Below are 26595 nucleotides of genomic sequence, written 5' to 3' on the forward strand. Positions count from 1 at the left end.
CGTGGCAAACGCTCCGAAGAAATCGTTGGCCGGCGCTGGCTAGCTGCGTCGAAAGCAGTTGCTGTTGAGAATCAGTCGCATTAGCATAGCGGCTGAAGAGCGACGTTGTCAACGGACGATTGCAGAAATCGTCGCTGCGACTTGGCCGAGGTGGGGCAATTGGTTTCCTTGCATACCGATTGGGCGTGCATTAGGCCATTTCGTCGGCTGGCTCGAAGGTGCTGTTTTCCTTCTCCGTCTTCGCCGTTTTGACGTAATCTTGGAGTTCGGTTAGCGTCGCACAGAGTTGATCCAACTCCGTTGCCTTGATCGCTTGTTCGCCCTTCGCAGCAATTTCAGTCAAGCGAGTCAGACCCACTGAGCCGCCTGAGCCACGCATTTGATGCAAGCGATCCGCCACGCGTTTGATGTCGCCGGTGTCGTATGCGTCCAGCATCTCGGGCAGGAAATCATCGATGCGATCGATCAGGTCGCATGCAAAAGGAAATCGCCAATCGTATGCAAAGATGCTGCTTTCATCGGATTGGACTTCATCCGGAATCGAAGTCTCGATTGATTCTGGTTCGGATTTAGAAGCGATTGCTGGTTCGATCACGGTTCCCTTCGGGGCCTCGGTAGGAATTGGCGTGGCGGGCGGTGTTGATGGAAGCGACGCATCGGAGGTCGTTGACGCATCGGAGTCCGCTAAAGCGGTGGCTTTCGGGGCGTTGTTCGCGACGGTGCTAAGCATGGCATCGAAGTCGATAGGTTTGGCTAGGTAGCCTGAGCAACCTGCTTCGCGGCAACGGATCTCGTCGCCGGCCATCACGTTGGCGGTCAACGCGATGATAGGGCGTGCATAACCTTGCTTGCGTAGTTCGGTTGCTGCGGTGTAGCCATCCATTACTGGCATCTGCATGTCCATTAAAACGAGGTCATATGCGTCTGGATTTGCCAACAGTTCTTCGGTCGCTTCGAGACCGTTGCAGGCGGTTTGGATTTCTGCACCCGCGCTCTTTAGAAGCAGTGACATCAAACGTCGGTTAGCCTCGCAATCGTCGGTGATCAAGACTCGAACGCCCGACAGATCGGGGCGATTCGATTTATCCGGTTTCGGATAAGTAGGAGCTTGGTTGGAGTCCATCGTTGGGATCGGTTGTGCTGGTTCCATTCCATGCACGTTCATGCACAGCGTCATCGTTGTACCGACATTCACTTCGCTGGACAGTTCTAGCGTTGAGTCCAATGCTTCGGCTAAGCGTTTACTGATCGTAAGACCAAGACCGGTGCCGCCGTAATTTCGCGTGGTGGTTGAGTCGGCTTGCGTGAATGGTTCAAAGACACTTTCCAGTTTGTCGGGAGCCATGCCGATGCCGGTGTCGGTTACCGCGATCTGAAGCTGATTCGAACCGGTCAATTGAATTCGAACGCTGACCCCGCCTTGGTCGGTGAACTTGATCGCATTTCCAATCAAGTTGGTCAAAATTTGACGCAATCGAGTCGGATCGCTGTGGATCGTTTCGGGGACGTTGTCGGCGACTTGTCGATCGAGGTAGATGCCTTTCTGGATCGCTTTGGATCGGAGCGACGCGATGACATCGTTGATCACCCCGGTTGGATCGCACGGAACGCTTTCGACTTCAATCTTGTTGGCTTCGATTTTGGAGATGTCCAGAATGTCGTTAAGCAACTCAAGCAGGTGAGCACCGTTGGAGTGGATCGTTTTGAGGTGAGATTCGTGCTCTTCGGCGTCAGTCACTACACCGCGAAGTAATAGTTCGGAGAATCCTAAAATGCCGGTCAGTGGCGTACGGATTTCGTGGCTCATCCGCGCGAGGAACTGGCTTTTGGCATTGCTTGCATCTTCCGCAATGGTTTTGGCGAGTTGAAGGTCTTTTTGGGTTTCGGTGAGTTCTTTCGCGGTCAGTTCGAGTTCACGCGTTCGGCGAACTTCGGACTCGGTGCGGTCGCGAACCTTCTGTTCCAGGTTCAGGTTTAGGTCTTGCAGCTTTTGAAAACTATCAGCCTTTTCGAGCGCGGCACCAGCAGCACTCGCAAGGTAGTCCGCTATTCGGATGTCGTCTTCGCCGAAGTCGGCGGTGAAGCGACGATTGACAACGTAAAGGAACACATTGGTGTCCTCGTTAACATCGATCGGGCTGCACAAGTGTGTGCCTGCTGACTCGGTCAGACCGTCGACGGTATCTTGTTCATCGCGTTTGCAAACAACCGTTTGTTGCGTGTCGCGGGTCTGTTCAACGATGGTAGCGTCGAAGGCTTGACCTGGCGGACTCGTTTGCGGTTCCTGTTCGCCATCACTGAAGACCAAGAAAACTTGTTCGCCCAGTACGATTCGGTTAGCCGCGTGCAACACTTCGTCGAAAATCTGGTCGGGCAGCGTGCTGGTCGAGATTCTTCGACCGCCAGCAAGCAACGCATCGAATCGATTCAGCAGCGATAGTGAAGCGCTTTGGTTAACGTTGCTGTCGTCTCCCTCTTCCAGTTTTTGAATTTTTTCTTTGGCCAATTCCAGCGTGTCTTGATCGATTGGCCAATTGTACGCTTCGGCATAGGCGGCATGCAGAACGACGGTTTCGGCGTGTTCGATCTCGGCGTTCTGTGAAAGTGCGTAGGCCAAGCTTCGCTTGAAAGCCTTTCGTGCTCGACGAGTTTTGCCGGCCAACGCGAGTGCCGCACCGTATTCACGCCACGCGTGCGGTCGTTCGGGAGTGAACTTTTGGGCAACTTGAACGGCAGCCTTTGCGGTGCGAACCAGCTTGTGTACCAGTTGGTGGCGAGCTTTCGCACTGCGCGGAATGGAATGCTCCAACGATCGACGTTCGGCCGATGCGAGCCAAGAGCTGGCGGAGCTGACGTAGACGTTGCTGACCTTGGATTCATCAGCAATGGACAGCGAGTTCTTGAAGGACTTAATCGCCTCATCAAACTGGTCTTGGTAGAACTCGCGAACTCCCTTGGCTAGGTAAACCTGGGAGGTGCGTTGAGCGTCGCAGACATCTCGAGCAAGTTCGGTATCGATGACGTGTTGGGGAATCCGACCCTGGGACGCTCTAGCCCAAACGTCGATGATGTTACCGGTGCCTTGGAGGTCGCCTCGTTTTTGTGCCGACTGGTAATTGATGCGAGCCAGTTCGATTGCACGCTTGTAGTTTCCGATTCGGTAGTGGGATGCGGCGCATTGATATCGTGCGATGTGGACTTCCCAGAAATCACCGGTTCGTTCCAAAATCTCAACGGCTTGGCTGGCTTGGTCGATGCAAGCGTCGTATCGAGCAAACGAATACAGGATGATGCTGAGGTAATTCCGCGATTGCCCTTGCCCCCAGACGTCGCCCATTTTTTCGCGAAGCCGTAAAGAACTTTTCACGTATTCAGTGCCACGTTTTTCGAGCCCCAGCAACGTCATCGCGGGGCCGTGGTCAGAGTACAGCTTTGCCAAGACCCGCGTTGGTAAGAACCGTTCCGCAGCATTCATGCTGTGCAGGTGGGCCCATAGCGTGTGGTACTTGCCGCGAGTGTACCAATACGCATGCGCAATTTGCCCGTACAGCGAAATTGCCATCAATTCGCGTTCGGAAGGTTCACGTCCTTCTCGCCCACGCAAATCCGGAAAAAGTGTATTGCGAGTTTGCTTCAGCGATTCCAGTACGATGCCAAACGCCAATCGGACATAGCCGTCATAGACTGGTTGGCCGAGTAGCCTTAGCGACTCTTCGAAGATACTCGCGGCAAGGTCCTTACTGCCTCGCTTGAAGTGCAGTTCACCCCGTTTGATAAGAACGCGAGCCTGTCCCATGTCCGAAGCGGCTGTCTTTTCGGCGCGGTCCAGCCAAGATTGCGCCTGGTCGTATTCGCCGAGTAGCAACGCGACGTCACTATTGAGCATCTCGATACGGTGTTGTACCGCTTGGCTGGCGTAGGCCATCGCTCGGTCAGCGATCTGCAGTTGGACTTTTGCATTGCCTAGCGAAAAACTAGCACGCGCGGTCTCGGCTGCCCGGATCGCATAGGGCAACGCCTGTTCGTTCAGGTGTGCCGCATCGAAGTGGTAGGCGAGTTTGAAGTACTCGGTTGGTTCGTGCTTTTGGATGTAGCGACCGATTTGGCCGTGCATGCATCGGATCCGGTCCGATGACATCTCTTTCAGGATCGCTTCACGAATCTTGTCGTGAACGAAGGAGATAACACGGTCAGGGCGGCTCCAAACCAAACGTTGCGCCCGAGCGGGTTGGATCGCGGAGTGCGCTTCGGCGAGACTGATGCCAACTAGGTCGGCGGCGATGTCAAGGTTGAAGTCACGACCAATCACGGCGGCAGCGACTAGCAATTCCCGTGTGTTTGCAGGCAAGCGGGATAGGCGATCCACCAGCAGTTGACTTGCGTCGTCAGCCGCTTGGAATGTCGCGAGTTTTTCACTGTCGATTTCCCACGCGTTGCCGTTGACCACAAGCGCGTTGGATTCAACCATTCCGCGCACAACGGCGGACGCCATGAAAGGGCTGCCGCCGGCGAAGCGTTGTACGACCTCGACGGCTTGCGTGGGAAGTTGCCCCGCCATGGATTCCGCAAGCTGTTTGACAGCGTGATCGTCGAGTGGGCTTAACGTCAAATCGAGTGAGAGATCGAGTTCGGTTTGCAGGTAATTGCTGATGCCTTCGTTCGGTCGAGTCACCGCAAGTAGGAAGCAATGTTTCGATTGGTGCTGGCAGACTTCGGATAGAATCCGCGCGGACTGGTCGTCCATCCACTGGCAATCGTCGAGAGTGATCGCGACTGCACGTTCCGGTGTGCCCAGTCCCAGCATCAGTGCTCGGAAGGCCGAGACAATTCGCCCCAGGCCAAGTTCTTCGGGCCCGAGCAAACGCTGCCCTTCCCAGCCAAAGACGGATGCCAGTTGCGGCATCGCGGTGGTGACTTCCTGGCGATAATCTTCCATCCGCCGTTTCGTTACCGACAGCAGAGTGGAGTCGGTGGCGAGTACCTTGACGAGTTGATCGATCGCCTGCAGCCAAACGGCGCTGGGTTGTTGAGCGGCACGTTGGTTGGCTCGACCACGCAAAACGAGGTACCGCTTTCGCGAAGCGATACGAGCAAACTCATTGAGGATCCGCGACTTGCCCATGCCAGACTCGCTGGCAAGCAACATCTTTTTGTAGCCGCCTGCGCAGACTTCATTCAATGAGTCGTCTATTAGCTTGATCTGGGAATCGCGTCCGACTAACGCTGGGTCCATCACCACGGTGCGGTGATCCGCCGAGCCGATGACAAAGTCAGTCAAGGCTGACTGATCGGTGAACGATTGGGAGATCACCTTCACGTCATGCAAAGCGGCTTGGGCGCTTTGGTAACGATCGCGTGGTTCTTTGCGAAGTAGTTTGTCAATCAGTTCGATGACGCAGCGAGGTGTCTCGCTGGGATACCGCATGGCATCCGGATCGGTCGTTAGGTGTTGATAGAGTAATTCGCTAACGTCACCATCGAACGCGGGCGTGCCGGTGAGTGCGGCATAGAGAATATGTCCAACCGAATAGAGATCCGATGTTTCACCGATATCGTGGTCGATGATCCCCAGCAACTCTGGTGATGCGTAAGACGCGCACTCACGGGCCAAGTGGTCGTTCTTGCCGAACAGTTCAGGGCACCACAGTGGGGAGTAGCCACAAACAACGGCACGACCGTTTGGTTGAACGATGATGTTCGATGGTCGAACGTCGCGGTGGATGCATCCGGTCGCGTGCACTTGTTGGAATGCAACGAGTAGGTCGTTGGCAATTTCCATCGCGCGTTGTGCGCTAACCGGTGCGGCTTGAAAAATGGCAGAGAGCGGTTTGCCTTCCACGTAGGGATAGACCACCCGCAGTTTCTTTTCACCAACCTGAAAGTCGATTGGGCTGGAGTAGTTTTCACACTGAATCGCCGAAGTCAGGCGAGCTTCGGTCTTGAACCTTTGGCAGCCGCTGTTTTGAAAGAAGTTCTTGGGGACCTGCCGAATGACAACCTTGCCGCCGTTAGCGGTGTCTTCCGCCAGTATGCAAGAGACAACGTCGGTGCCAGAGAGTTCCTCAAGAACGCGGTAGCGCACTAAGCATTGAGTTTCGCGGTCGTGTAACGGAACGGAACTCACTCGTGCCTCGATCTCGATATTGTCTAGCCATATAGGTACTAGGACGCATGAGACCTCGGGGCAGGAGTCACATGTGCCTATGGGCAGCACTTATCGCACAATGCGAACCAAAGCGGTGTTGCCCAGAGAACTGTAGTGCGCTGTAGCGTGCGCCTCCCTTGGAAATGGCTTGTTTCAACGAATGCTCGCGTTAACAGATGCTTGTTACGCAGACTGTTTGGATTGCAATCGTTAACACTGCTTCAAACAGCCCAGAAGGGATGAATTATGAGCGGCTCTAAGGAGGGGGCGTTGGTGAAATTGTGCGCTTCGAGAGTGGGGCTACATGGACTTTACAGCGTAAATCGCGGCGTGTTGTGACTAGTAGATATGGTGTACGAAAGTTTCTGCGCTTGTGCGCATTATCCAACTACTTTGCTGGCGGTTAGCTTTTGCGCGAATATGAGGCCTTGGAGCGACCGACATTATTATTGCATTGGGTACATTCGTACCAAGACGATAGGGGCGTATTTCGGTGGGGCAGATTGGATGAGAGAGTCAAGTTGGACGCGGGTGGGGCTGGCATTGCTGGTTCTGACCCTAGCGATGGGTGAGTTAGCGTATTCCCAGGGAGTGATTATTTCATCCGCTGGGCCGGTCCATCGAGGGATGGGAGGCGCATCGACGGCGGCGCCGGTCAGTGCACTGGGGGCGCTCTATTGGAACCCAGCCACGATCAGCGGCTTCGAAAGCTCGGAGCTTGAAGTGGGTGTCGATCTGCTTTTTACCCAGCACACGCTGTCTTCATCGGTCAGTGGAGTGGGCGATTCGACGGAGGCCGACCCCGGCACATTCCCGGTCCCTAACTTTGGCTTCGTTCATCGGTTGGAAGATTCAAGGTGGACGCTAGGGCTTGGGGTTAATTCAGTCGGCGGTTTCAAAACCAATCTGCCTTCCAGTGCGACTAACCCTGTGTTAACACCGCAGCCGACTGGCTTGGGGCAAGTCAGTTCAGAAGCATCGTTCATGCAGATCTCGCCCGTGGCCAGTTTCGAGGCGACGGATCGCTTGTCGTTTGCTGCAGGGCCAGTCATTACGACAGGGCAAGTGAGTATCCAGCCATTCGTGTTCGATTCGCCCAATGCCGGTGGATACACGAGCGGGCAAGCGTCGCGATATCACTGGGGCGGTGGTGCGCAAGCGGGGCTGTTTTACATTCTCAACGAGAACTGGAATTTTGGTGCGTCGATCAAGACCCCGGCTTGGATGGAAACATACGAGTTCGATGGCGTCGATGATGCGGGACTGCCTCGCACGCTCACCGCTGATTTGGATCTACCCATGATTCTCTCGTGGGGTGCTGGCTTTCGGGGTTGGGATGATTGGGTGCTGGCTGCGGATGTTCGGTTTATTGACTACGCGAACTGCGATGGCTTTGGAGATGACGCGACGTACGACGGTACTGGCAAGCTAGACGGTCTGGATTGGAGTAGCGTTTTCGCTTTCGCTTTCGGTGCACAGCGTGCGCTAACCGAACGCATGTTGTTGCGCGTCGGTTACTCGTACAACCAGAATCCGATCAAGAACAGCGAGTCGTTCTATAATGTCGCATCGCCATTGATCTATGAGCACATTCTTAGCTGCGGTGGATCTTACAAGCTCAATGAAAAGCTTGCGATCAACGCGGGTTATTCACACTACTTTGAAAACACGCGAACTGGGCCGATCGCGCCGCCTACCGGCGTGGTCGCCGATTCATCGGTCACCAATACGGTCTCGGCCGATTTCCTGAGCTTCGGGATCGTGATGCAGCAGTAGTTGTCTGTCGAAAAGCAGCGACGCCTAGCCGATCGAATGGGGTGAACTGTTCAAACGGCAGTTGTGTCGGTGAGCGAAATTCCACGAAAAAAGCCCCCGCAAACAATCTGTATGCGGGGGCTTCAATTGTAGCGGAGGACACGAGACTCGAACTCGCAGCCCCTTGCGGGGTACCTCAGTTCCAGTGAGGCCGCTCACCAATTCGCTTATCCTCCGGGTGCTTCGGATGGGTGAGTATCCGAAGCTTTCCTAGTTTCTATTATTGGCTGCTTTTTGGCAACCGGTGTTGCTGGTCGTCTAGGCCAGTTTTGCGCCAGAGATCAGCTTCAGGAAACCCTCGTTGTCATCGAAACGTCCTAATTGTTTCGTGAGTTGTTCCATAGCGTCAACGGGATGCATCTCGCTAAGCGTTCGCCGCAACATGGAAACCGTTTCGTAGGTTTCCTCGTCCAGCAGCAATTCCTCGCGACGTGTTCCGGACATGGAAATGTCAATCGCCGGATAAACTCGCCGGTCAGCGAGTTTGCGATCTAGCACGACTTCCATGTTGCCGGTTCCCTTGAACTCTTGGAAAATGGCTTCGTCCATTCGCGAATTCGTGTCGACGAGGCATGTGCCCACGATCGTTAACGAACCGCCTTCTTGGAATGCACGAGCGGTTGCGAAGAGTTTCTTCGGGATGTCCATCGCTCGGATATCCAAGCCACCGGTACCGGTGGCTCCACCGCGTCCTGACTTGCCAACCCATTTGTTAAACGCACGGGCAAGACGGGTAATCGAATCGAGCATCAAGAAAACGTCTTGGCCCGATTCGGCAAGGCGTTTGGCTCGGTCGATCGCCAATTGGCTAAGACGCACATGGCTTTCGATATCCATGTCCAGGCTACTCGCGATCACTTCCCCGCCCGTGATGCTACGACGCATGTCGGTCACTTCTTCGGGGCGTTCGTCGATCAGTAGAACCATCAATTTCAAATCAGGATGGTTTTGAGCGATCCCTTCGGCAATGTGCTGAAGCATGATCGTTTTACCGCTTCGTGGCGGTGCAACGATCAACGCTCGCTGGCCCTTGCCCATCGGCGCCAACAGGTCGATGACCCGGTTGGTTAACGGCAGTTTGCCTTTTTCGAGCTTCAGCGGCACTTCAGGATTGATTGCCGTCAGGTTATCGAAGTGAGGTGCTTCGATGTACTTTTCAGGCGGTGTGCCATCGACGTCGAGGATCTCGCGGACCCGTGGGCCCTGTTGACGTTTGGCTTGTTGCACCATTGTGTGCAACATGACGCCTTGGCGAAGTCCGAACTTTTCAACCATCGTGCCAGGCACAAAGGGGTCGGTGCGTTCGCGAATGTAATTGTTTGTTGGGCTGCGTAAGAAGCCGTAACCATTGGGGTGCATCTCGAGGACACCGGCCCACTCTTCGAGTGGTGCATCGCTGACGAAGTCGGCTGGTTCTCCGTTGCCACCTTGGCCACCGTTTCCGCCTCCTCCACCACCGCCGCGTCGTCGACGCCGCGATCGAGGCTTGCTGCCACCGCCACCGTTAGGTGCTCCACCGCCGGCGCCGCCCCCGTTTCCAGAGCCGTTGCCATTGCCGTTTTGAGAGCCGCCGTAACCACCCCGGCTGCGAGGTGAACGCTTCTTTTTTGCCATCTGTCATTCCTGGACCCGCAACTGACGCCCGCATGGGGTGATTCGGTGAAAACGTTCGATCGAAGTGAACACTTGTTGTGATTTGAAATCGCACACAACAAAGCCAAAAAATCGAAGTCACCAAGTCGATTGAGGTAACCAACAAGAGGAACCGCGTTTGAAAACTGAACGTGAAGTCTGGAGCGATGCGGGTGGCGGTAACACCCACGACGCGACTATTGAAGTTCACGAAATTCGAGAACTTACATCCGTGGCAATTCCTTGCCGAAAGATTCCCATCGAACAAGTACAGGAAGATGCCTGCATTGCCCCAACGACACCCAATGATCCGTCACCAAGACAACCACTCAAAACAGACGATCTCGAAATGCCGAAGTGGCAAGTCATGATCAGTGAAAGGAGAGGAGCCGTAAGGCGATGTTTCGAATCCCGAGAGGAAGCCCAAAAGGTACTGGGCTTGGCCTCACTCTGAAAACGATTCCGAGTCTTCGGGGGCCATCGTAAGATCAAACGGTGAACAATACAGTCTTGCCGTAGTTCGCCGTCGAGATATTCACTACTGACGAAAATATAGGTCGCCGTTGAAGCCTGTCAAGGCGGTTTAGCCGGTTCTTTTCAAAGAAGTGGCTCATCAATTGTTCTGATGTCCACTCTCGATGGCTCTTCCTAGGCGAGCCACGGTCCCGTCATATTTGATTTGCTAGCGGAGAAACGTTCGCAAACGAGGCGGTTGCTAATCGGTCAATGCAATGCAACGTCTGGGCGGAAATCGACCAGGATTTGCTGCTGTCCACCAGCGTCGTAAGGCGGCAAAAACGCTTAGGCCGCGGATGCCGAGTCGGATGTGCTCTCTTGGATCGCCTTAAAGCGTTCAGTCCATCGCAGCCGGGTCCACAAACTTGGACGTACTAGATTGCGATCATCCGGGGAAATCGAATGCAACTTCCCACGAGCGGTCCGTAGAACGATCGTGCCATCGGCCAGAATCTCGTCAACGACCCAGAATTTATCGACTACGTAGGCATATGTTTCGCCTTTTCGGTCAGCTTTGACTTCGACAGCGCGGCGGCCTGGGTGCGTACTTCGCTTACTTTTGCGATAAATCGCCCAATCGCCGACTCGCCATTGCGTTGAAAAAACGCCCAGTCCTTGGGTCCACAATGGGTTGAGGGTAGGGCGTAAAGTATCGAGAAAAGTCTGGTAAGCCATCTTGTTGCACCTGGTTGATTCGAAGGGTGTCCCGTCTCGGGCCCTGTCTTGCAGTAAATTATAGCAGCCGGAATGGGGGGTGGGGTAAAATATGCCCGTTATTCCGCGTTGTTGTTAGGCCAATGCTCCGTATCCTGGGTTGCTTAGGGTGTCTAGGCGGTCTCCCAGCGGAAGGCTAGCAATCTTGCCAGTACTAGGAGTGCAAACGCAGTGCCTAATAGGACAGTTAGCTGGGGTCCGAGTTCGCTAGGCGGAAGTCCTCGCCAGAAAACCTTGTCGTATCCGTCCAGTGCCCAGGCGTTAAACGTCCAAAGTCCAGCTTCTCGCAAACTTTCGCTCATTACGTAACGCGGCACCATCGAACCGCCCAAAGCGCTCATGCTCAGGACAGCCACGACGGACAAACCATTAAGCTGCCCACGAGTTGAGCATAGGGTTGCCAAAAACAGGCCAAACGAGGCTGCGGCCGCGGATGTCGCCAGGGTCATAATGGCGAAACCATCAAAATGCCGGAACAGATCGAGCCCGAAGACAAGTTGTGCCCAGATGAACATGACCGTCACCTGAACGCAGCCCAGCAGGGTCAGGTAAAACCACTTGCCCAGTAGTAGGTGGTCCATCGTCATTTGCGTCGCAAGCAATCGTTCCAGTGTCTGGTTTTCGCGTTCTTCCAGCAGGACCCCGCCTCCGCTCGTTGCTCCGAATAGCAAGAACATCACCGCGATTCCGGCCGCGTAAACACTGACGACCGGGTTGGATTTGTCTTTGCCGATCAAGTTGACCACTTCGATTTGGGGTGGTTTCATCGCTGGCACCTGATCGGCCCCGCCAACATTTTTCTCCGCAACCCGTTCAATGAAGCTGGCGAATTCAGAATTGTTGTCCGGACCCGACGTGTCGTTGCGTGGTGGCGTTCCAGGTTGGTTGGGGATCGGGGGCGCAGCTGATTTCGCAGCACTGATCATCATTGCCCGGGATAGCAAGGCGGTCACGACTTGGCTGGCTACTTGATCGGACGCATCGTTAAGCAGTTCGGCGGATAGATCGCCTTCGGTCTCACTTAGGACAACGGCGATTGTCGCGGTTCCACGACGAACCATCATTTCGGCGGTTGTCCGGTCCACGGTGTCACGGTCGCCTGCCCCGCGAATGATCTTCAGGCCTTCACTTTGACGAAGTTGGTCGAGTACGCGGCTGGAGTTGCTGGCGGGAGGGTCTGGTGTAACGCTTGGTGCGCCCTCGCTAGCAGGTTGTTCCGGTGAGGCGATCGTTTCGTCTACCAGCACAATTTTGACTCGCGGGGTCGATCCCACGCCGCGGGTGAAGATCAAAGCGAAAATGGTGAAGAATGCGATCGGAACCACAAACGTCAACAGCCATTCGACGCGGTTGTGTCGCAACCTTTGAAGGTGGATTTCGATGACTTTCCAGATCATGCTTCACCCGTCTCGCAGTTCATGGCCGGTCAGGTGCAGGAAGACATGATGCAGTGTCGGGTTTTGGACATCCACGTCCACCACACCGTAGCCAGCGGCGCGAACAGCATCGATCAAGCGAGGTAACTCGGCCGCGACATCGTGAATTCGAGCGTCCAGGTGGTCTTGGCCGGGCCGGGCTACCAATTGAGTTTCCGTTGATGCCAGCGGTTCATTGCCACTGCCACGAAGAGATTGATCAAGCCGGATCGTGACTTTGCGATCAACGCCGACGGTTTGCCGCACCAGTTCGTCAAATGTTCCTGTTGCGACGACACGCCCGTGATCCACGATCACGATTCGATCGCACTGGGTTTCGGCTTCGTCCAAATGGTGGGTCGTCAACAAGATCGAGGTTCCACTTGCGCTGAGTTCACCAAGCATCGAGAAAATGCGTTGTCGGCTTTGCGGATCCACACCCACGCTGGGTTCGTCCAGCAAGAGCACCTCGGGCTGATGCAGCACGCCACAAGCGAGATTGATACGACGCTTCATCCCGCCTGAAAAGGTGTTGACGAGATCGTCGCTCCGATCCGCTAGGCCGGTCCACTTCAACGCCCACTGAACTTGTTGTTTGAGCTGCTTGCCGGTGAGTCCGTGAAAGCGACCGAATGCGGATAAGTTTTCTCGGGTGGTGAGGTCGCCATACAACGCGATTTCTTGAGGAACGAGGCCGACACAATCGCGGGCCGACGCCTCGTTGGCGGGCCGCCCCATCAATTCAACCGTGCCGGAGTCTGGGCGGGTGCGTCCCGAAAGGCAGCGGATCATGGTCGTTTTGCCAGCGCCGTTGGGGCCGAGATACGCCAGTCGCTCGCCGTGTCGCAATTGAAACGTGATGCCGTCCAGCGCGGTATGCGAAGCCGAGCCCCGTCGGTAGCTCTTGCGAAGCTCCGAGACGGCGATGGCATCCGTGGGCGGCGAAATCAAAATACTTCTCGATCACGAGGCGTTGACAATCGATGCTACGGCCAGGGCGATGCTACGGCCAGGGCGATGCTACAGCCGGGGCAATGCTACAACCAGGGCGATGCTGCAGCCAGAGCGAAGCTGCGGCTAAAGGCACACTAGCGAGCTGGCCAGGAAAGGCAAATCATCCGAAAAGGCTTGTCCCGTCTAGGCTGGCGTTGGCGAAGTTGGCGGCGGCTGGGGCTGATAGCGGCTTGGCTTAACTTACTCCATCAGCCAGACTCGCCGAAACGTCAAAGCGTCCTGACGAAAGATGCGTTAAAGTGTCCTCATGTCGACCGCCTCAATGAACACCGCACCGCCCGCTCGAAATTCCGGATCCGCTCCAGATTCCGGAACCGGCCGAAAGCCCGCCTCTCGGGCTGGTTCCCCGCATGTCGATTCGCTCCCCGATCGCCCGCTGGATACGACCACGGAAGTCGTCACCCCGGAAAACATTGCCTTTGAATACCAACTCGCGGGGCCCTTCCGGCGGTTGCCGGCCTACCTGATCGACGTGATTGTCCGCTACACGATCATCATCCTCATGTGCATCGCGTTGATGTTCATCGTGGGCATGATCGCTTGGGACACGTTGGGGGCGTTTGCGATCGGCTTTGGGCTGGTCAGTTATTTCCTGATCAGTTGGTTCTACGGGGCCGGTATGGAGACCTATTTCAACGGTCGCACGGTGGGGAAGTGGAGCTGCGGGATTCGCGTGATTGATGTCGACGGGTGTCCGATTACCGGCCGCCGCGCGATCATCCGCAATTTGCTACGGATCGCCGATTTGGCACCGTTGGCGGCGTTGAGTTCGATGGGCGAGGACGTGCCGCCGGTGTTTTTTATCCCCACGGGAATGGTGGGGCTGATTTGTGTGATTTGCACGAGCCGGATGCAGCGTTTGGGGGACATCGCGGCAGGAACGATGGTGATTATCGACGAAAAGGCGTGGCGTCTGCCCTCCGCGAAAGTGGACGATCCTCGCGTGGCGCCGCTGGCGACGTTCATCCCGGGGGACTACGCCATCTCGCGAAGCATGGCCCGGACCTTGGCCATTTACATCGAACGCCGGCATTATTTGACCCCGGCTCGCCGTGTCGAGATCGCTCGGCATTTGACGGTGCCGCTGCTCGATCGGTTTGATTTTGACCCCAAAGTGGACGCGGATTTATTGATGATGGCGTTGTATCACAAGACGTTTATCGCCGATCCGTCTCAGGAACCTGCCGATCTCGGGGTTTTGGCGGGGTACAGCCCCCTACGCAATGCCTCTACGCAAAACGGCTCCAGTCCGATGCAAACCGGCTAGTGCTTCATCCAGATTCAAGTTAGGGGTATTGGGCGAGGCGACGAGTCCGTCTGGTTGGTGAGCGGATGGGATTCGTCGCCTCATCCACTACGACCAACCCCGAAATGAAAAGTAGCCGGAGCATTAGTGCTTCATCCATATTCAACTTTGGGGGGTATTGGGCGAGGCGACGAGTCCGTCTGGTTGGTGAGTGGATGGGATTCCTCGCCTCATCCACTACGATTAACCCCAAAATGAAATGTAGCCGAAGCATTAGTGCACCGGCGATATTGTAGTTTTGGGTAGTGGATGAAATTTAGTGGATGAAATTTGGTGGATGAAATTTGGTTGTGCGGCGATAGCAGAACTCCGGAAGGTGGCGTCGGCGGGATCCCTGTCGTTGGGAACGTGGTTGGCGATTATTCGTGGTCAGATTACTATCTGCGTTCGCCCGCGATCCTCGTAATTAAATAAATTTGCCGTGACTGCCCCCTCGTCTGACCCGCTGTTGCCGCTTAGCCGACTGATGACGACGCTCGCGGAGCGTGCGGTCACCCGCCCGCCGGGCTCGTATACTACGAAATTGCTTGATGGCGGTACGGAAGCGATCGGCAAGAAAATCCGAGAGGAAGCGGAGGAGTTGATCGAAGCGGTCGACGAAGACGGCGACGAAGGCCGGAAGCATGCAGTCTATGAAGCCGGCGATTTGATCTATCACACGCTGGTTATGCTCGCCCATCGCGGCATTCATTTGGATGAAGTTGCCGCTGAACTGGCGCGGCGTGAAGGCACCTCGGGGTTGGCTGAAAAAGCCGCTCGCAAGAAAGGAAACAACTGACGTGATCTCCGAAACACACCTGCGTCTAGGCATCCCCAGCAAGGGCCGACTGAGCGATCTGGCGACCGACTTGCTAACTCAAGCGGGGTTGCGCTTCCGCCGTCAAAATCGTGGTTTGTTCGCTCGGGTCAGCGGCCTGTCGATCGATCTGATTTATTTGCGTACCGACGACATTCCCACGCTTTGCGCCGAAGGTGCGATCGACATGGGTATCACCGGCAGCGACCTTGTTGAAGAAGCCGGTGCGGATGTTGAAGAACGGATGAAGTTTGGAGTCGGGCGTTGCCGTCTGGCGTTCTGTGTGCCGGACGATGCACCGATCAAAAATGCGGCCGAGTTGGATGGCAAGCGAATCGCGACCAGCTTTCCGCATGTCACGCGGAAATATCTATCCAAGCGAGACGCCGCGTCGCATCTTGTATCGCTGGCCGGTAGCGTGGAAGCGATGATCCAGCTCGGTGTCGCCGACGCGATCGTGGACTTGGTGGAAACCGGCAGCACGCTGGCGGCTAACCGTTTGCGAATTCTCGAAGAGATCGGGAACTATGAAACCGTCCTGATTCAAAACCACCACAAGCGTCATGGCGAGATTGCCGATCGATTGGTCGAGCGACTCAAGGGCGTTGTGATCGCGCGTGACTACTCATTGGTGGAATACAACATTCCCCGAGCGAAGCTGCCCTTGGCTGAAAAGGTCACGCCTGGGTTTAATTCTCCCACCGTCAATTCCTTGGAGAACTCGGAATGGTGCGGGATCCAGGTTATGGTCAAACGCAAAGATGTCGTTGACACCATGGACCAACTCAAGGCGATTGGTGCGACAGCGATCTTTGAGATGACGCTGAACAACTGCCGGTTGTAGAGTCGTCGCCCGGCGGCCTATTGATGAATGGTCTATGAACGCAGCAGAGCGTTCAGGAGCAGTCCGAAGCTGACCGCCGAGGCAAACAGCAGGACTCCACCACCGACATCGTTTTGAGTATCGACATCTTCTTGAGTGTCGAGCATGGCTGCGACGCCACCAATTGCCGCCGTTAGCCCCACTAGGCAGGACGCCAGTAAGGCACAGCCCACCAATTTGTTGCTGGGCTCGACATCTCGTGGCGGTGGAGTGCTTATGGCTTGGGGCGTGTTTCGTTTACAGCACGCCTTTGGTGCTAGGGATGGCGTCACTGCGAGGGTCGCTTTGCACAGCCATGCGGATCGCTCGGGCGGTTGCCTTGAAGACGCATTCCGAAATGTGGTGAGCGTTGCGTCCGTGGTGCAGCACGACGTGCAGGTTGCACTTGGCGTTGGCGGCGAACGATTGCCAGAAATGCTCGACCAATTCGCTATCGAAGGTACCGATCTTGGATGCCGTGATCGGGGCGTGGTACTCGAACGCGTACCGGCCGCCCATGTCCACCGCTGACGTGACTAAGCACTCGTCCATCGGAAGCGTGAAGTGGCCGTAGCGACACACGCCGGCGCGGTCCGCCAATGCCTCATCGACGGCAAGGCCCAGTGCAATGCCGATGTCTTCGGTGGTGTGGTGATCGTCAACGTGCAAGTCACCGGTGGCCTGAACGTTCAGGTCGATCAGTGAGTGCTTGGCGAACAGGTCCAACATGTGGTCCAGGAATCCAATGCCGGTGGTGCGTTGACCACCGCCGTTGCCATCAAGGTCAACGGACAGTTTAATTTGGGTTTCGCCGGTGCGGCGTTCGATTGAAGCGGTGCGGGGCATGATGTTCTTAGGCGAAGTTCTGGATGGCGCGGGAGATCATTAGCAAACAGGCATCCATTTGGTCGTCCGTGCCGACGCTGATGCGTAGCCCGTCACCCCAGTCGGGAAAGTCCATGTAGCGGATCAGGATTTGATTGCGTTTGAGGTATTCGTAAATTTCAGCGTGCCGGCCGCTGGGGTGTTGGCACCAAACGAAATTGGCGTGGGATGGGGTGACGTTGAAACCCAGCTTGGCGAGTTCGGTCGTCATCCGGTCGCGTGTTTGGTTCATTTTGGCGACCACGTCCGCCAGCCAATCTTGCGAGTGCATGGCGGCAGTCGCGGCGGCGATCGAAATCGCGTCGCAATTGTAGCTGTCCTTGATCTTGCCCAGTTCGGCGACCACGTCAGGCTGGGCGACCAGGAACCCGAATCGCATCCCAGCTAGGCCGTAAGACTTCGACAACGTGCGGGTGACCAGCACGTTATCGCAGGATTGAACGAGGTCGATACAGTTTTGCTCGGCAAAGTCTGCATAGGCTTCATCGACGACCAAAGGGCAGGTCAGCGTTTTCGCGATTTGGGCGATTTCATCCGGCGGAACGACCGTGCCGCTGGGCGAGTTCGGGTTGGGCAACAAGACCAGTTTCAGGTCATCGGCGGATTGTCCGAACGCGGCGGGGAGCTTCCAGTCGTCGACGAAGGGGGTTTGTTCCCAAGCGGCACCTTGGATGTCGGCCAGCGTGCGGTACAGGATGTAGCTTGGATAGGGCAGACGCAGCCGTTCGCCTTCGCCGACGAATCCACGTACCAGCAGAGTCAAGATTTCATCGCTACCGTTACCGGCAAGAACCCACTCCGGACCGGGCAAGCCAAGGGCTTCGGCGGCAGCTCGGCGAAAACTGGTCGCTACTGGATCGGGGTACCGATTCAGCGGGCCGGTGGCGGCACTGCGAATGGCGTCGACGACCGCTGGAGGTGGCGGGTAGGGATTTTCGTTGGTGTTCAATTTGATGAACTTGCCCGGCGGCGGTTGTTCGCCGGGGGTGTACGGTTTCATCAATGAAAGGGCTTTGCGGTAAGCCAGACCGGTGGATTGGGTCACGTTCAGATCTCGTATCGCTCGCCAATTCCGAGCACGATCGGTTTGGCTGATGTTTGGTCGCGGACCTGTTCGGCCCAGTTTTGAGGATCCTGGGCGATCGGCGGCCAGGTTCCATAGTGAGTCGGCAGTACCGCTTGAGGTTCAATCGCTTGGATTGCGTGCAAGCAGTCTTCGACGCCCATTGTATAGAGGTCGCCAATCGGTAGCACTGCCACGTCGACCCCGTGAGCGTAGTGTTTCATGTCGCTGTAGAAAGCCGTGTCGCAGGCAAAGTACACGCGTTTGGATCCAGCGGTCAGCACAAAGCCGGCCGCCGTTCCTCCGGCGCTGCCGTCGGGTAGCGTACTGGAGTGGACCGCTGGAACCATTTTTAAATGACCGAAGGGAAGTTCCACTTGACCGCCGATGTTCATCCCAATGGGGGACGGCAAGTCACCGCTACCGAATCCCTTGTCGCCATACCACTGTGAAATTTCGAAGTTGCATACGATGGGGCACGCGTTGCGCCGGGCGATAGCTTCGACATCATTGACGTGATCAAAGTGCCCGTGTGAGACCAGCACATGCGCGATCGAATCCCACGAATCAGCGGTTGTTTGGGTAGCAGGGTTATCCGTGAAAAACGGATCCAGCAAGATGCGATGGGAGTCGATTTCGATCAACCACGATGCGTGCGATAGCCAGGTAAGGGCAAGGGCCATGAGCTTCTCCGGCAAGCTTTGATAGGGGGAAACGATTCAAGGTGAATGGTCCCTGAATCGTGACCGATCGGCCGGGTTTATCCAACCCGGCATTTGCTCGACACGGCATTTGTCGCGTCTGGCATTTACTCGACCCGGCATATGTCCAGCTTGGCATGCGTCCGATCCGAAGTGCATCCTGGCGCTGTGTGACTTGCAACGCAATTCGTTTCGCTACGCAGTCGGCTTGGCCGCACTGCCGGATTCAGCAGTGCGTATGGTTCCAGCTCAACTGTGCAGATGCACTAGCGGTTCTGGAAGAACTGGCCGTTGTTGTTAAAGCTTTGCGAAGGAAAGCTTTGTGGCGTCGACTGGGTGCTGGACGACGATGTGCTGCGATTGGTTTGAGGCGGCGTGCGTTGAGGTGTCGACGAGGTCGTTGGTGCAGATGGTTTTTCATCCGACAGACTCCAACGTTTGCCGTTTAGGCCTGTTTGTGGATTCCACTTCAAACCAGGAACGAACATGATCGATGCGATGCTAGGACCGTTGATCGATGCGGTTCCCCATTCCGTTTCAACTGTGATTAGCTTGACGTCGGTAGCGCCTGTGATGGAGTCGCCATTGAGCATAACGACGGTGGTGGTCGCATCGTTGGCGGATGCAAATCGAACGCCAGCAACTTCGGACAACGGGATGCTAGCGGTGCCGAACGAAGTTTGCATTTGAAGTTGAGTGGTATCGGTCAGCGTGCCTTCGATTTCGTTGTTGCTGACCAGTCCGACGGTTACGCTTAGTGGGCGAACACTGGGTGTCGCCTTGGCGGCCTTTGGGGGTGCCGCTTTGGTCGGTTCCGCCTTGGTAGGGACGGCTTTGGCAGGTTCCGCTTTACTGGAATCCTGGGCGACCGCGAAGTTGGCAAGCGAAACACTGGCGGCGATTGCAAGAGAGAACATGCAAACCGGGGCGAAGAATCGTTTCATCGGGGGGCTTTCGTCAATGATCGAAAAAGGGACGTGGTTCCATTAACATAACCATCCCGCTGGCACTCACCACAACCGAGGGGCATGTTGTGGACAAATGCATCGTGGCGAGTCAGGATAACCGGAATGAACGTCTGATCCGGTCCATCGGATAACCTCGCGACGCTTTGCGTTCAGGCGATTTGTGAGGTAGACCTTAACAGACGGCCTGTTATCTTGCGAATACCGGTAGCGGAAGTTGCCCTGACTTTCGTTGAATGCGAACGCCTGCATGACTAAGTAAGGTAGGGAGTGAAGCTCAGGAGGAGTTTCACAGCGTCGGTGACGTCCCAAGTTGAATTTGCCAATCCTTCCACAGCCCCGGTTTATACGCACATGTGGCCATTAACAAACGGCTTGCAATGTCTCGAAGGCGACGAGGCGATCTTGTTTCGAAATGTGGTCGGTATGATGCTCGACCAGACGATCATCGAGTTGAATTCGGATCCGGCTGATTTCGATTCGATCGAAGATGAGCTGTCGGCCACGATGGACGACCAGCCCTTGGCTGCGCAGATGGGCGAATTGCCGGATTGGGTGGATCTCGCACCGGAAGAGCCAGCCGAATTGCCGACCGACGACTTCGGTGCCGAGCTGATTGATTCCGGCAACCTAGATGCGAGTGGGCAAAATCCCGACGAGGACGATTTAGGGTTCGAAGAAGGGTTTGGGTTCGAGACGCCGCATTGGTTTTCGATGTGGGAACCGGAGCAACGAATTTGGTTGCTAGAGCGGGTTTCGGCGTCGATCTTAACGGCCCGTCCAGCACCGCCAGCATCCGCCATCTTTGAAGCCACTATCGAAGCCGTCTACGTGGAACTGGCCGATTTGATCGCGATGGAAATCACCGCGGGAACGCCCATCCAAAAGGGAACATGGCGTGCAACGTTGTTGGACGCTTATGTGCAGCGATGTCCGAAAGACAGTTTGTTGGGGGCGTTGCAATTTGAAGCCACCACATTGGATTCGTGCTTGCCGCCGGCAATCCAAAAACAGCTCCGATCGCTGGCTGGTGATGTGGAGCAAAACGGGGACGATCCGCCTGGCAACCAAGATTGGTTGAACTGGTGGACGACCGTGATTGAACGCCTTGTGGATGCGACTTTTGGCCCGCGTTTGTATCACGACGCCGAACGACTGCGTGACGGAGACCCACGAGAGGTCCAGCGGTATTTGCGCAGTAAAGGTGTCGGCGCGAAGTTCTTGCAACGGATCCCTCCGCTGCGAACGCCCGAGCAAACTCAGGCGTCGATCGATCGTTTACAATCGATCTTGCTAGAGAAATAGCACGGACTGATCGACTGTCTTGCTAGCGGGTGGGCCAACCGTGGTGCGCGATTGCGAGTTTTCCTAACGGGGCTGCGCGGTTTCTATGCATGCCAGTCGCTGGGTTATCGGGCCGTTATGCTGTAGTGAGTTGTCTGCCGTGTTGCTGCCTATTGTGAAGGAACGTGAGTCGTGTTGGCCAGTCGCTTGCGAAGATGGTTTGGTGATGATCGAGTTGTCCTGGGCGGCGTCCTGCTTTGTATCGCTGGCTTTGTAGGGACCACCTATGACACGCTTGTTGTCTGTCTGACGTGGGTGTTGCTGGCTTGCTTAGGTGCGTCGCTGGTACGCAGCCTCGGTCGTCGCGGGACCTCGGATTCTGACTTCCAGCTAACCCCCGCGTCGCGTCATTGGGGTGTGCGAGCCTTGGGTACCGGTTTGCTGTTGGTCGGTACCGCGATCGTGTTGGTCGTGGTCTTCCAGTGGCGGTTCGTGATGCAGCGGAATGACTCCATCAGTTTGCTGATGTTGGCTGTTGATTCCCTGTCGCATTTGTTTGTTGCCTTGGTGTGTTTGCTTTGGGCCATCCGATCGGCACGCGGCCATTTGCTGATGCTGGGTTTCGGAATGCTGGCGGTGTTAATGGCGGTCGCTGGCGGTGGAGTCAGTACCACGTTGACGGCGCAGACCGCGATGGGGTTGGCGTCGAGCATTGGGTTTCTTTTGGCGGCCCAGATCATCTTGTCTCGCGGGTTGGCGCGGCTCACTGCTAGCCGCTTCTTGGCAAACGCCCAGATGCCTACGACTGGTAAAGCAAGTTTGGTGAAGGTGGGGCGTCTTGATGGTGGTGTGCCGCGTGACGGTGCTGGCCGGGTTGTCGACGCGGGTAAGGGCGCCGCGGACGGCAATGTGCGGATTTCGCTCGCGGCGATTGGTAACTCGAGTGATGAGCGGTTGAGTTTTGCCACCCAGGGGTGGTGGCTTTCGCTGCTCACCATTTCAGTTGTGCTGATTGTCGGATCGGCGACCGCTCGGGTCACCGACACGATGTTGCCGTCGGTGCAAGCGGAAGTGTTTTCGCAGTTGAAGGATCGTTTTGAAGATGCGACCGCGATGGGTTTGATGGCCAGCGGTCGTTATGTGGTTGGCGATCGGATCGGCCAAATTCGTTCTGGCTTGTTGAATGATCCCGCGGGTTTGGCATTGCGTGGATATTGCGATCGGCCCCCGGGGTACCTGCGTGGGAATGTGTTTGATGACTATCTGGACGGGCGTTGGTATTGCCAGCGACGCTGGGTGCGCAGCGATGGGACCCAGCTTGTCGCGACGTTGGCGGATCGTCTTTCGCACGCTCGCATTCCGACTAAAAAGAGCGTCGTTCCCGCTCGTGATCGGTTTTCGCTGAATCCTTGGGATAAATCGGCACCGGTGGATCCGCCGGTAGTGGGCACTTTGGAAATCTATGGAGAGCCGGATCGGGGACGGCAATTGTTCTTTCCCGCCAAGTCGCTTTGGATTGAGGTGCGTGGTCAGCGAATTGGTATCACGCCGCATCGATTAATCGACCGCGGTGTTGACTCGACGCAGCCCTGGATCGTTGGCGTCGGTGGTGAGCCAATCAAAGAACCGTTGACGTCGGCGGAACGTGGAATCATGCAATGGGTCGATCCTCCGTTACGGTCCACGGTGGAGCGGGTGGCCCAGGAAGTGGCTGGCAATGCGGCCACGTCGCAGCAGAAAGCCGCTTTGGTTGCCGGCTATTTTCAGTCCACTTATCTTTACACCTTGCAAACGGAAACCGCACCGGCGGGCGTCGATCCGATCGTTCACTTTCTGGAAACCAAGCATCCTGCGCACTGCGAACTGTTCGCATCCGCTTCCGCTTTGATGTTGCGTTCGCTGGGCGTGCCGACGCGTTACGTGACCGGCTATGTGATGGACGAACTGTCCGACTCGCAGGATTACTACTTGGCTCGCAACCGCGATGCTCACGCCTGGGTGGAGTATTACGATGAGTCGTCACAGCAATGGTTTTCGTTGGAGTCCACGCCGGGGAGGTCTTACCGCACGTTAACGGAAGTCGACTCGTCCAATTCGGTCGATAGTCATTCCGAAGATGGCCAAGAGGACTTCGTGGCGGCTTCGGGCTGGATCGATGAGGTGGTGGGTTATCTCGCTTCGCTGCGTTTGACCGACACGCTTTCGGTCCTATTCCAAACGCTGCAATTACCGTTGCTGATCGGGTTAGTCGGTTGGTTGTGGTGGCGTCGGCACCGGTATGTCGAAGATGAAAACGAGCTGCGATTGGCCCGGGAACTTCGCCGGATGGACCGACGTTGGCGTCGACTGGGTTGGGGGCGTCGTGCGACCGAAACACTGCACCAATTTGCGGACCGTTTGCAATCGGAGCCGAGCGATCACCCGCGTTTCGAAGAGTTGCAGGCGGCGTCGAATTGGTATCGGCGTCATGCAACGGAGTTGTACAGCGGTGTACCAAGCGTTGCACTTGAAGGTGGGGCTTAGCAAAATCCCAAAGCTGCGCTGCTTGATTGCCACAGCATCGCTGAGTTGACGCGAGAGGGTCGGGTCGCGTGGCTTATTGGAAGTCGGCAACAGGCAGTACGATGATCTTGCCATCGCCGATACGTCCGGTACGCGTGACCGAAACGATTTTGTCCATGACTTCTTCCAGGCGAAGATCGTCGACCCAAAGGGTGATCTCCACCTTGGGCACGAAGGCTTCGGAGTACTCAGTGTCCTGGTATTGGTCGAGGTAGCTCTTTTGCCGGCCGTAGCCTTTGACCTCCAGAACGCTGAGCCCTTCCAGCGGTGCCCGACGTAGCGCTAGCAAGACCTGTTCGGCCAAGTGAGGAGCGACGACGGTTACCACCTGCTTCATCTGGATTAAGCCGTTTGTTGCTTCTCGGCGTGCTTGCGAGCGAGTAGCTCTGCAATTTGAACGGCGTTGGTCGCGGCACCCTTGCGAAGGTTGTCGCTGACGCACCAAAACGCGATACCGCAATCGGAGCTGATGTCTTCGCGGATGCGGCCTACAAAGACATCGTCGCGTCCGTCGCAATCACGCGGCATGGGGTAGGACTGGTTGTCCAAATCGTCGACCACGGTCACACCGTCGGCCTGTTCCCAAAGTTCCCGGGCCTGGGCCGCAGTGATGGGTTTGTTGGTTTCGATCAAGATCGATTCGCTGTGCCCGATCGCAACTGGTACGCGGACCGCGGTTGGGCAAACGGCAATGGAATCGTCGCCCAAGATCTTTTGGGTTTCGTACACCATCTTCATTTCTTCGCTGGTGTATCCCTTGTGTTTTTGTGAGCCAATTTGCGGGATCAGGTTGAAGCCGATTGGGTGCTGAAACGTTTCCGGGGTGTGGGTTTGTCCGTCCAGTGCCGCTTTGGTGCTGGATTCAAGTTCGACGTTGCCGGCCAGGCCTGCGCCGCTGGTCGCTTGGTAGGTGCTGACCACGACTCGGCGGATGCCGACCGCTCGATGAATTGGTGCGAGTGCAACAACCATTTGAGTCGTGCTGCAGTTGGGGCTGGCGATAATGCCTTGGTGATTGTCGATCGCGTCAGGATTGACTTCCGGAATGACCAACGGAACGTTCGGGTCCATCCGCCAATAAGCACTCTCGTCAACAACGATCGCGCCCGCATCGACGGCCCACTTCGCGAACTCGGCGGAAACTTCATCGGGAGTGCTGGCGATGACCAGATCGACGCCTGCGAATGCGGATGGCTCAAGCAGTTCGACCGTGATTTCCTCGTCACCGTAGCGAACTTTTGTACCGGCACTGCGTGAGGAGGCTAGCAAACGCAATTTCCGCATGGGGAACTTACGTTCGTGAAGTTGGTCCAGAACGATTCGGCCTACCGCACCGGTGGCACCGACAAGAGCTACGCAATCAAACATGAAAGGACGGTTAAAAGGGGATGGCGCGCCGTGAAAGCATGCCGAGAAAAAATCACCGGCGGGTAACCGGTGATTAAAAGCGACCGCTGCATTCTATGCAGCGGGAATTAAATTGGCGATCCGACCGAAATCAGGAATCTCGCTGAACTAGCGGCGAGCCATTCGGCGGGCGATCGCTTCACGCGGCAATGGCGTGATCTGGGCACCGCCACCGGTGTTGTGCAGCAGGTCGTCCCGGTTGGGTTTGCCATCGGCGTCGTCGTATTTGACCAAGAACGCACCGACCTGGATCCCGTTTTCTTCGTAGACAGGTGGCCAAAATTCTTCGCCGCGAATCGCCAGGGTCTTGGCGAGCAAACGAGTCGCGCGTCCTGAGAAACCGCTTAAGACCATATCGAGTCGGCCAAGAGCTTCGCGGAACAGGTAGAACACCAAAGCGGTGTCTTTGCCGTTTTCGCCAGCGAATTCCCAGGTGCCATCGTCTTTTTCGTAATAGAAACCGGGGTGCGGTGCGTCTTCGTTCTTGCTCAGTCGCATTCCAGCAGACGCCCCGTCAGGTTTCGGGTCGTTATCGCGGTAACGCAAGAAGAACGGACAGGACCGAGCCGACACGTCATCTACGTCATCTTCGGTCACGAAAGGAGTGCAGCCGAAAGCTTCGGAGAACAGCAGTTCGACCGTCGGGTTACTTTTGACGCTACCAATGCAAACGATCCCGCGATCGCCAGTGGCGTTTTCGAAGCCGTCGAAGACTTCCGTCGCTCGGGCGCGAGCGTCGTCCAGAGTGACCTGACCGGGGCTCCACACCAACGATTGTTGAATGCGATCGGGCATCGGGACTTCGGTCGACCGAGCCGTCGGGTCTTGAGCACTTGATTCAGCGAGGTACTTCGCGACACCCCCAAGGGTGGAGATTCCGTTAAGCAGTTCGCCGACCAAGACAGAGTCACTGGCCACGACCATGGCGTTTTCAGGTGAAGCTTCGCCTTCGCCTTGACGAACGCCGACGACGATTTCGATGTCGCTGCGGCGGGCGAGCAGTTCCCAGAAGTTTTCGGCGTTGATTGCAAACAAGGCTCCCGGCAACTCTTCGGCCGTGGCGTGCCCTTGATCGATCAAGTAGTCACAAAGTCGCGAAAGTGCGTCCAATGGAATGTACTTGGCTTCGTTCTTTAGCAACGAGGCGACCTGGTGGCGATCCAGTCCCGTGTGTTCAACGATCGCCTTGATCGTCCCAGGCCGTTTACGGCGATCAGGGGTGTGGCCAAGAATCTCTGCGAGCCGGAAGGCGTATCTCATAATGAACTATTTTTCAAGTTTGGAAGAGGGTTGATTTGAGACGCGTTGCAGTCTCGCCTGTGATTCAAAAACGGGATGTTGAAAATCACACCACTAAGCGTTCAAGACATCTTGCATCAACTTAGTCGAAAGTGGAAGTCGTCTGTTGAAAATGAACACTGGAAACAGTCTAGCGGGAGATGAATCCCTTTAGTCGGAAGAAGCGGCGTATTTTCCGTCGAATCTTCTAATTTGTGGGGGGGCGAAGGTGGGT

19 protein-coding genes and 1 tRNA gene are annotated in these 26595 nt (G+C 56.1%); 6 read left to right on the forward strand and 14 right to left on the reverse strand.

Annotation, left to right across the window (positions count from 1 at the left end; all coding sequences use genetic code 11):
- Positions 1–190: 190 nt before the first annotated feature.
- Positions 191–6124 (reverse strand): ATP-binding protein, encoded by a 5934-nt coding sequence (locus tag ACR3ZL_RS07930; protein ID WP_486173351.1) that lies wholly within the window; start codon positions 6122–6124, stop codon positions 191–193.
- A 528-nt stretch (positions 6125–6652) separates the two neighbouring features.
- Here ACR3ZL_RS07930 and ACR3ZL_RS07935 point away from each other — a divergent pair.
- Positions 6653–7921 (forward strand): OmpP1/FadL family transporter, encoded by a 1269-nt coding sequence (locus ACR3ZL_RS07935; RefSeq protein ID WP_473648417.1) that lies wholly within the window; start codon positions 6653–6655, stop codon positions 7919–7921.
- Between the two features lie 132 nt (positions 7922–8053).
- Here the strand turns inward: ACR3ZL_RS07935 and ACR3ZL_RS07940 are convergent.
- The 5 genes from ACR3ZL_RS07940 to ACR3ZL_RS07960 form a co-directional block, all read right to left on the reverse strand.
- Positions 8054–8136: transfer RNA gene (locus ACR3ZL_RS07940), tRNA-Ser, on the reverse strand.
- 82 nt (positions 8137–8218) lie between these two features.
- The gene (gene rho / locus ACR3ZL_RS07945) at positions 8219–9574 is read right to left on the reverse strand and encodes a transcription termination factor Rho (RefSeq protein WP_473648416.1); all 1356 of its coding nucleotides are present in this window, start codon (positions 9572–9574) and stop codon (positions 8219–8221) included.
- A gap of 819 nt (positions 9575–10393) precedes the next feature.
- Positions 10394–10783, reverse strand: a complete 390-nt coding sequence (locus ACR3ZL_RS07950; protein WP_473648415.1) for a hypothetical protein — start codon at positions 10781–10783, stop codon at positions 10394–10396.
- A 152-nt stretch (positions 10784–10935) separates the two neighbouring features.
- Positions 10936–12219 (reverse strand): ABC transporter permease, encoded by a 1284-nt coding sequence (locus ACR3ZL_RS07955; RefSeq protein ID WP_473648414.1) that lies wholly within the window; start codon positions 12217–12219, stop codon positions 10936–10938.
- Between the two features lie 3 nt (positions 12220–12222).
- Complete coding sequence (locus ACR3ZL_RS07960) at positions 12223–13188, reverse strand: ABC transporter ATP-binding protein (RefSeq protein ID WP_473648413.1); 966 nt, start codon at positions 13186–13188, stop codon at positions 12223–12225.
- Positions 13189–13498: 310 nt separating this feature from the next.
- Here ACR3ZL_RS07960 and ACR3ZL_RS07965 point away from each other — a divergent pair, with 310 nt between their 5' ends.
- From ACR3ZL_RS07965 to hisG, 3 genes are all read left to right on the forward strand, one after another.
- Entirely contained in the window at positions 13499–14518 is a 1020-nt protein-coding gene (locus tag ACR3ZL_RS07965) for an RDD family protein (protein WP_473648412.1), read from the forward strand.
- Between the two features lie 460 nt (positions 14519–14978).
- On the forward strand, positions 14979–15335 hold the full coding sequence (locus tag ACR3ZL_RS07970; RefSeq protein ID WP_473648411.1) for a phosphoribosyl-ATP diphosphatase: 357 nt from the start codon (positions 14979–14981) through the stop codon (positions 15333–15335).
- A gap of 1 nt (position 15336) precedes the next feature.
- On the forward strand, positions 15337–16197 hold the full coding sequence (gene hisG, locus ACR3ZL_RS07975) for an ATP phosphoribosyltransferase (RefSeq protein ID WP_486173352.1): 861 nt from the start codon (positions 15337–15339) through the stop codon (positions 16195–16197).
- A 32-nt stretch (positions 16198–16229) separates the two neighbouring features.
- On the opposite strand, the gene ACR3ZL_RS07980 is transcribed toward hisG, so the two are convergent.
- From ACR3ZL_RS07980 to ACR3ZL_RS08000, 5 genes are all read right to left on the reverse strand, one after another.
- Positions 16230–16508 carry a hypothetical protein gene (locus tag ACR3ZL_RS07980; protein ID WP_473648409.1) on the reverse strand — a complete coding sequence of 93 codons (279 nt, stop codon included), beginning with the start codon at positions 16506–16508 and terminating at the stop codon, positions 16230–16232.
- Complete coding sequence (hisB, locus tag ACR3ZL_RS07985) at positions 16474–17061, reverse strand: imidazoleglycerol-phosphate dehydratase HisB (protein WP_473648408.1); 588 nt, start codon at positions 17059–17061, stop codon at positions 16474–16476. The genes ACR3ZL_RS07980 and hisB overlap by 35 nt, the downstream gene beginning before the upstream one ends.
- Before the next feature lie 7 nt (positions 17062–17068).
- Complete coding sequence (gene hisC, locus ACR3ZL_RS07990; RefSeq protein WP_473653371.1) at positions 17069–18127, reverse strand: histidinol-phosphate transaminase; 1059 nt, start codon at positions 18125–18127, stop codon at positions 17069–17071.
- Between the two features lie 20 nt (positions 18128–18147).
- Positions 18148–18846 carry a metal-dependent hydrolase gene (locus ACR3ZL_RS07995; RefSeq protein WP_473648407.1) on the reverse strand — a complete coding sequence of 233 codons (699 nt, stop codon included), beginning with the start codon at positions 18844–18846 and terminating at the stop codon, positions 18148–18150.
- Between the two features lie 284 nt (positions 18847–19130).
- Positions 19131–19808, reverse strand: a complete 678-nt coding sequence (locus tag ACR3ZL_RS08000; protein ID WP_473648406.1) for a hypothetical protein — start codon at positions 19806–19808, stop codon at positions 19131–19133.
- Positions 19809–20183: 375 nt separating this feature from the next.
- Here ACR3ZL_RS08000 and ACR3ZL_RS08005 point away from each other — a divergent pair, with 375 nt between their 5' ends.
- Positions 20184–21134: a hypothetical protein gene (locus tag ACR3ZL_RS08005; RefSeq protein ID WP_473648405.1), complete on the forward strand. Its 951-nt coding sequence runs from the start codon at positions 20184–20186 to the stop codon at positions 21132–21134.
- A 171-nt stretch (positions 21135–21305) separates the two neighbouring features.
- A complete protein-coding gene (locus ACR3ZL_RS08010) occupies positions 21306–23636 on the forward strand; it encodes a transglutaminase-like domain-containing protein (RefSeq protein ID WP_473648404.1) in 2331 nt (776 codons plus the stop codon).
- Between the two features lie 73 nt (positions 23637–23709).
- On the opposite strand, the gene ACR3ZL_RS08015 is transcribed toward ACR3ZL_RS08010, so the two are convergent.
- The 3 genes from ACR3ZL_RS08015 to ACR3ZL_RS08025 form a co-directional block, all read right to left on the reverse strand.
- Positions 23710–24012: a P-II family nitrogen regulator gene (locus ACR3ZL_RS08015; protein ID WP_473648403.1), complete on the reverse strand. Its 303-nt coding sequence runs from the start codon at positions 24010–24012 to the stop codon at positions 23710–23712.
- Positions 24013–24017: 5 nt separating this feature from the next.
- Positions 24018–25043 (reverse strand): aspartate-semialdehyde dehydrogenase, encoded by a 1026-nt coding sequence (locus tag ACR3ZL_RS08020; RefSeq protein WP_473648402.1) that lies wholly within the window; start codon positions 25041–25043, stop codon positions 24018–24020.
- Positions 25044–25190: 147 nt separating this feature from the next.
- Positions 25191–26342, reverse strand: a complete 1152-nt coding sequence (locus ACR3ZL_RS08025) for a helix-turn-helix domain-containing protein (protein WP_486173353.1) — start codon at positions 26340–26342, stop codon at positions 25191–25193.
- Positions 26343–26595 lie beyond the last annotated feature (253 nt).

The organism is Rhodopirellula sp. J20-39, assembly GCF_057365095.1.

Bases quoted from the DNA above. Each gene is read 5' to 3' on its own strand.
- ACR3ZL_RS07935 (WP_473648417.1), top strand. From the start codon at position 6,653: ATGAGAGAGTCAAGTTGGACGCGGGTGGGGCTGGCATTGCTGGTTCTG.
- rho (WP_473648416.1), bottom strand. From the start codon at position 9,574: ATGGCAAAAAAGAAGCGTTCACCTCGCAGCCGGGGTGGTTACGGCGGC.
- ACR3ZL_RS07950 (WP_473648415.1), bottom strand. From the start codon at position 10,783: ATGGCTTACCAGACTTTTCTCGATACTTTACGCCCTACCCTCAACCCA.
- ACR3ZL_RS07955 (WP_473648414.1), bottom strand. From the start codon at position 12,219: ATGATCTGGAAAGTCATCGAAATCCACCTTCAAAGGTTGCGACACAAC.
- ACR3ZL_RS07965 (WP_473648412.1), top strand. From the start codon at position 13,499: ATGTCGACCGCCTCAATGAACACCGCACCGCCCGCTCGAAATTCCGGA.
- hisB (WP_473648408.1), bottom strand. From the start codon at position 17,061: ATGCCCCGCACCGCTTCAATCGAACGCCGCACCGGCGAAACCCAAATT.
- ACR3ZL_RS07995 (WP_473648407.1), bottom strand. From the start codon at position 18,846: ATGGCCCTTGCCCTTACCTGGCTATCGCACGCATCGTGGTTGATCGAA.
- ACR3ZL_RS08000 (WP_473648406.1), bottom strand. From the start codon at position 19,808: ATGAAACGATTCTTCGCCCCGGTTTGCATGTTCTCTCTTGCAATCGCC.
- ACR3ZL_RS08005 (WP_473648405.1), top strand. From the start codon at position 20,184: ATGTGGCCATTAACAAACGGCTTGCAATGTCTCGAAGGCGACGAGGCG.
- ACR3ZL_RS08015 (WP_473648403.1), bottom strand. From the start codon at position 24,012: ATGAAGCAGGTGGTAACCGTCGTCGCTCCTCACTTGGCCGAACAGGTC.
- ACR3ZL_RS08020 (WP_473648402.1), bottom strand. From the start codon at position 25,043: ATGTTTGATTGCGTAGCTCTTGTCGGTGCCACCGGTGCGGTAGGCCGA.
- ACR3ZL_RS08025 (WP_486173353.1), bottom strand. From the start codon at position 26,342: ATGAGATACGCCTTCCGGCTCGCAGAGATTCTTGGCCACACCCCTGAT.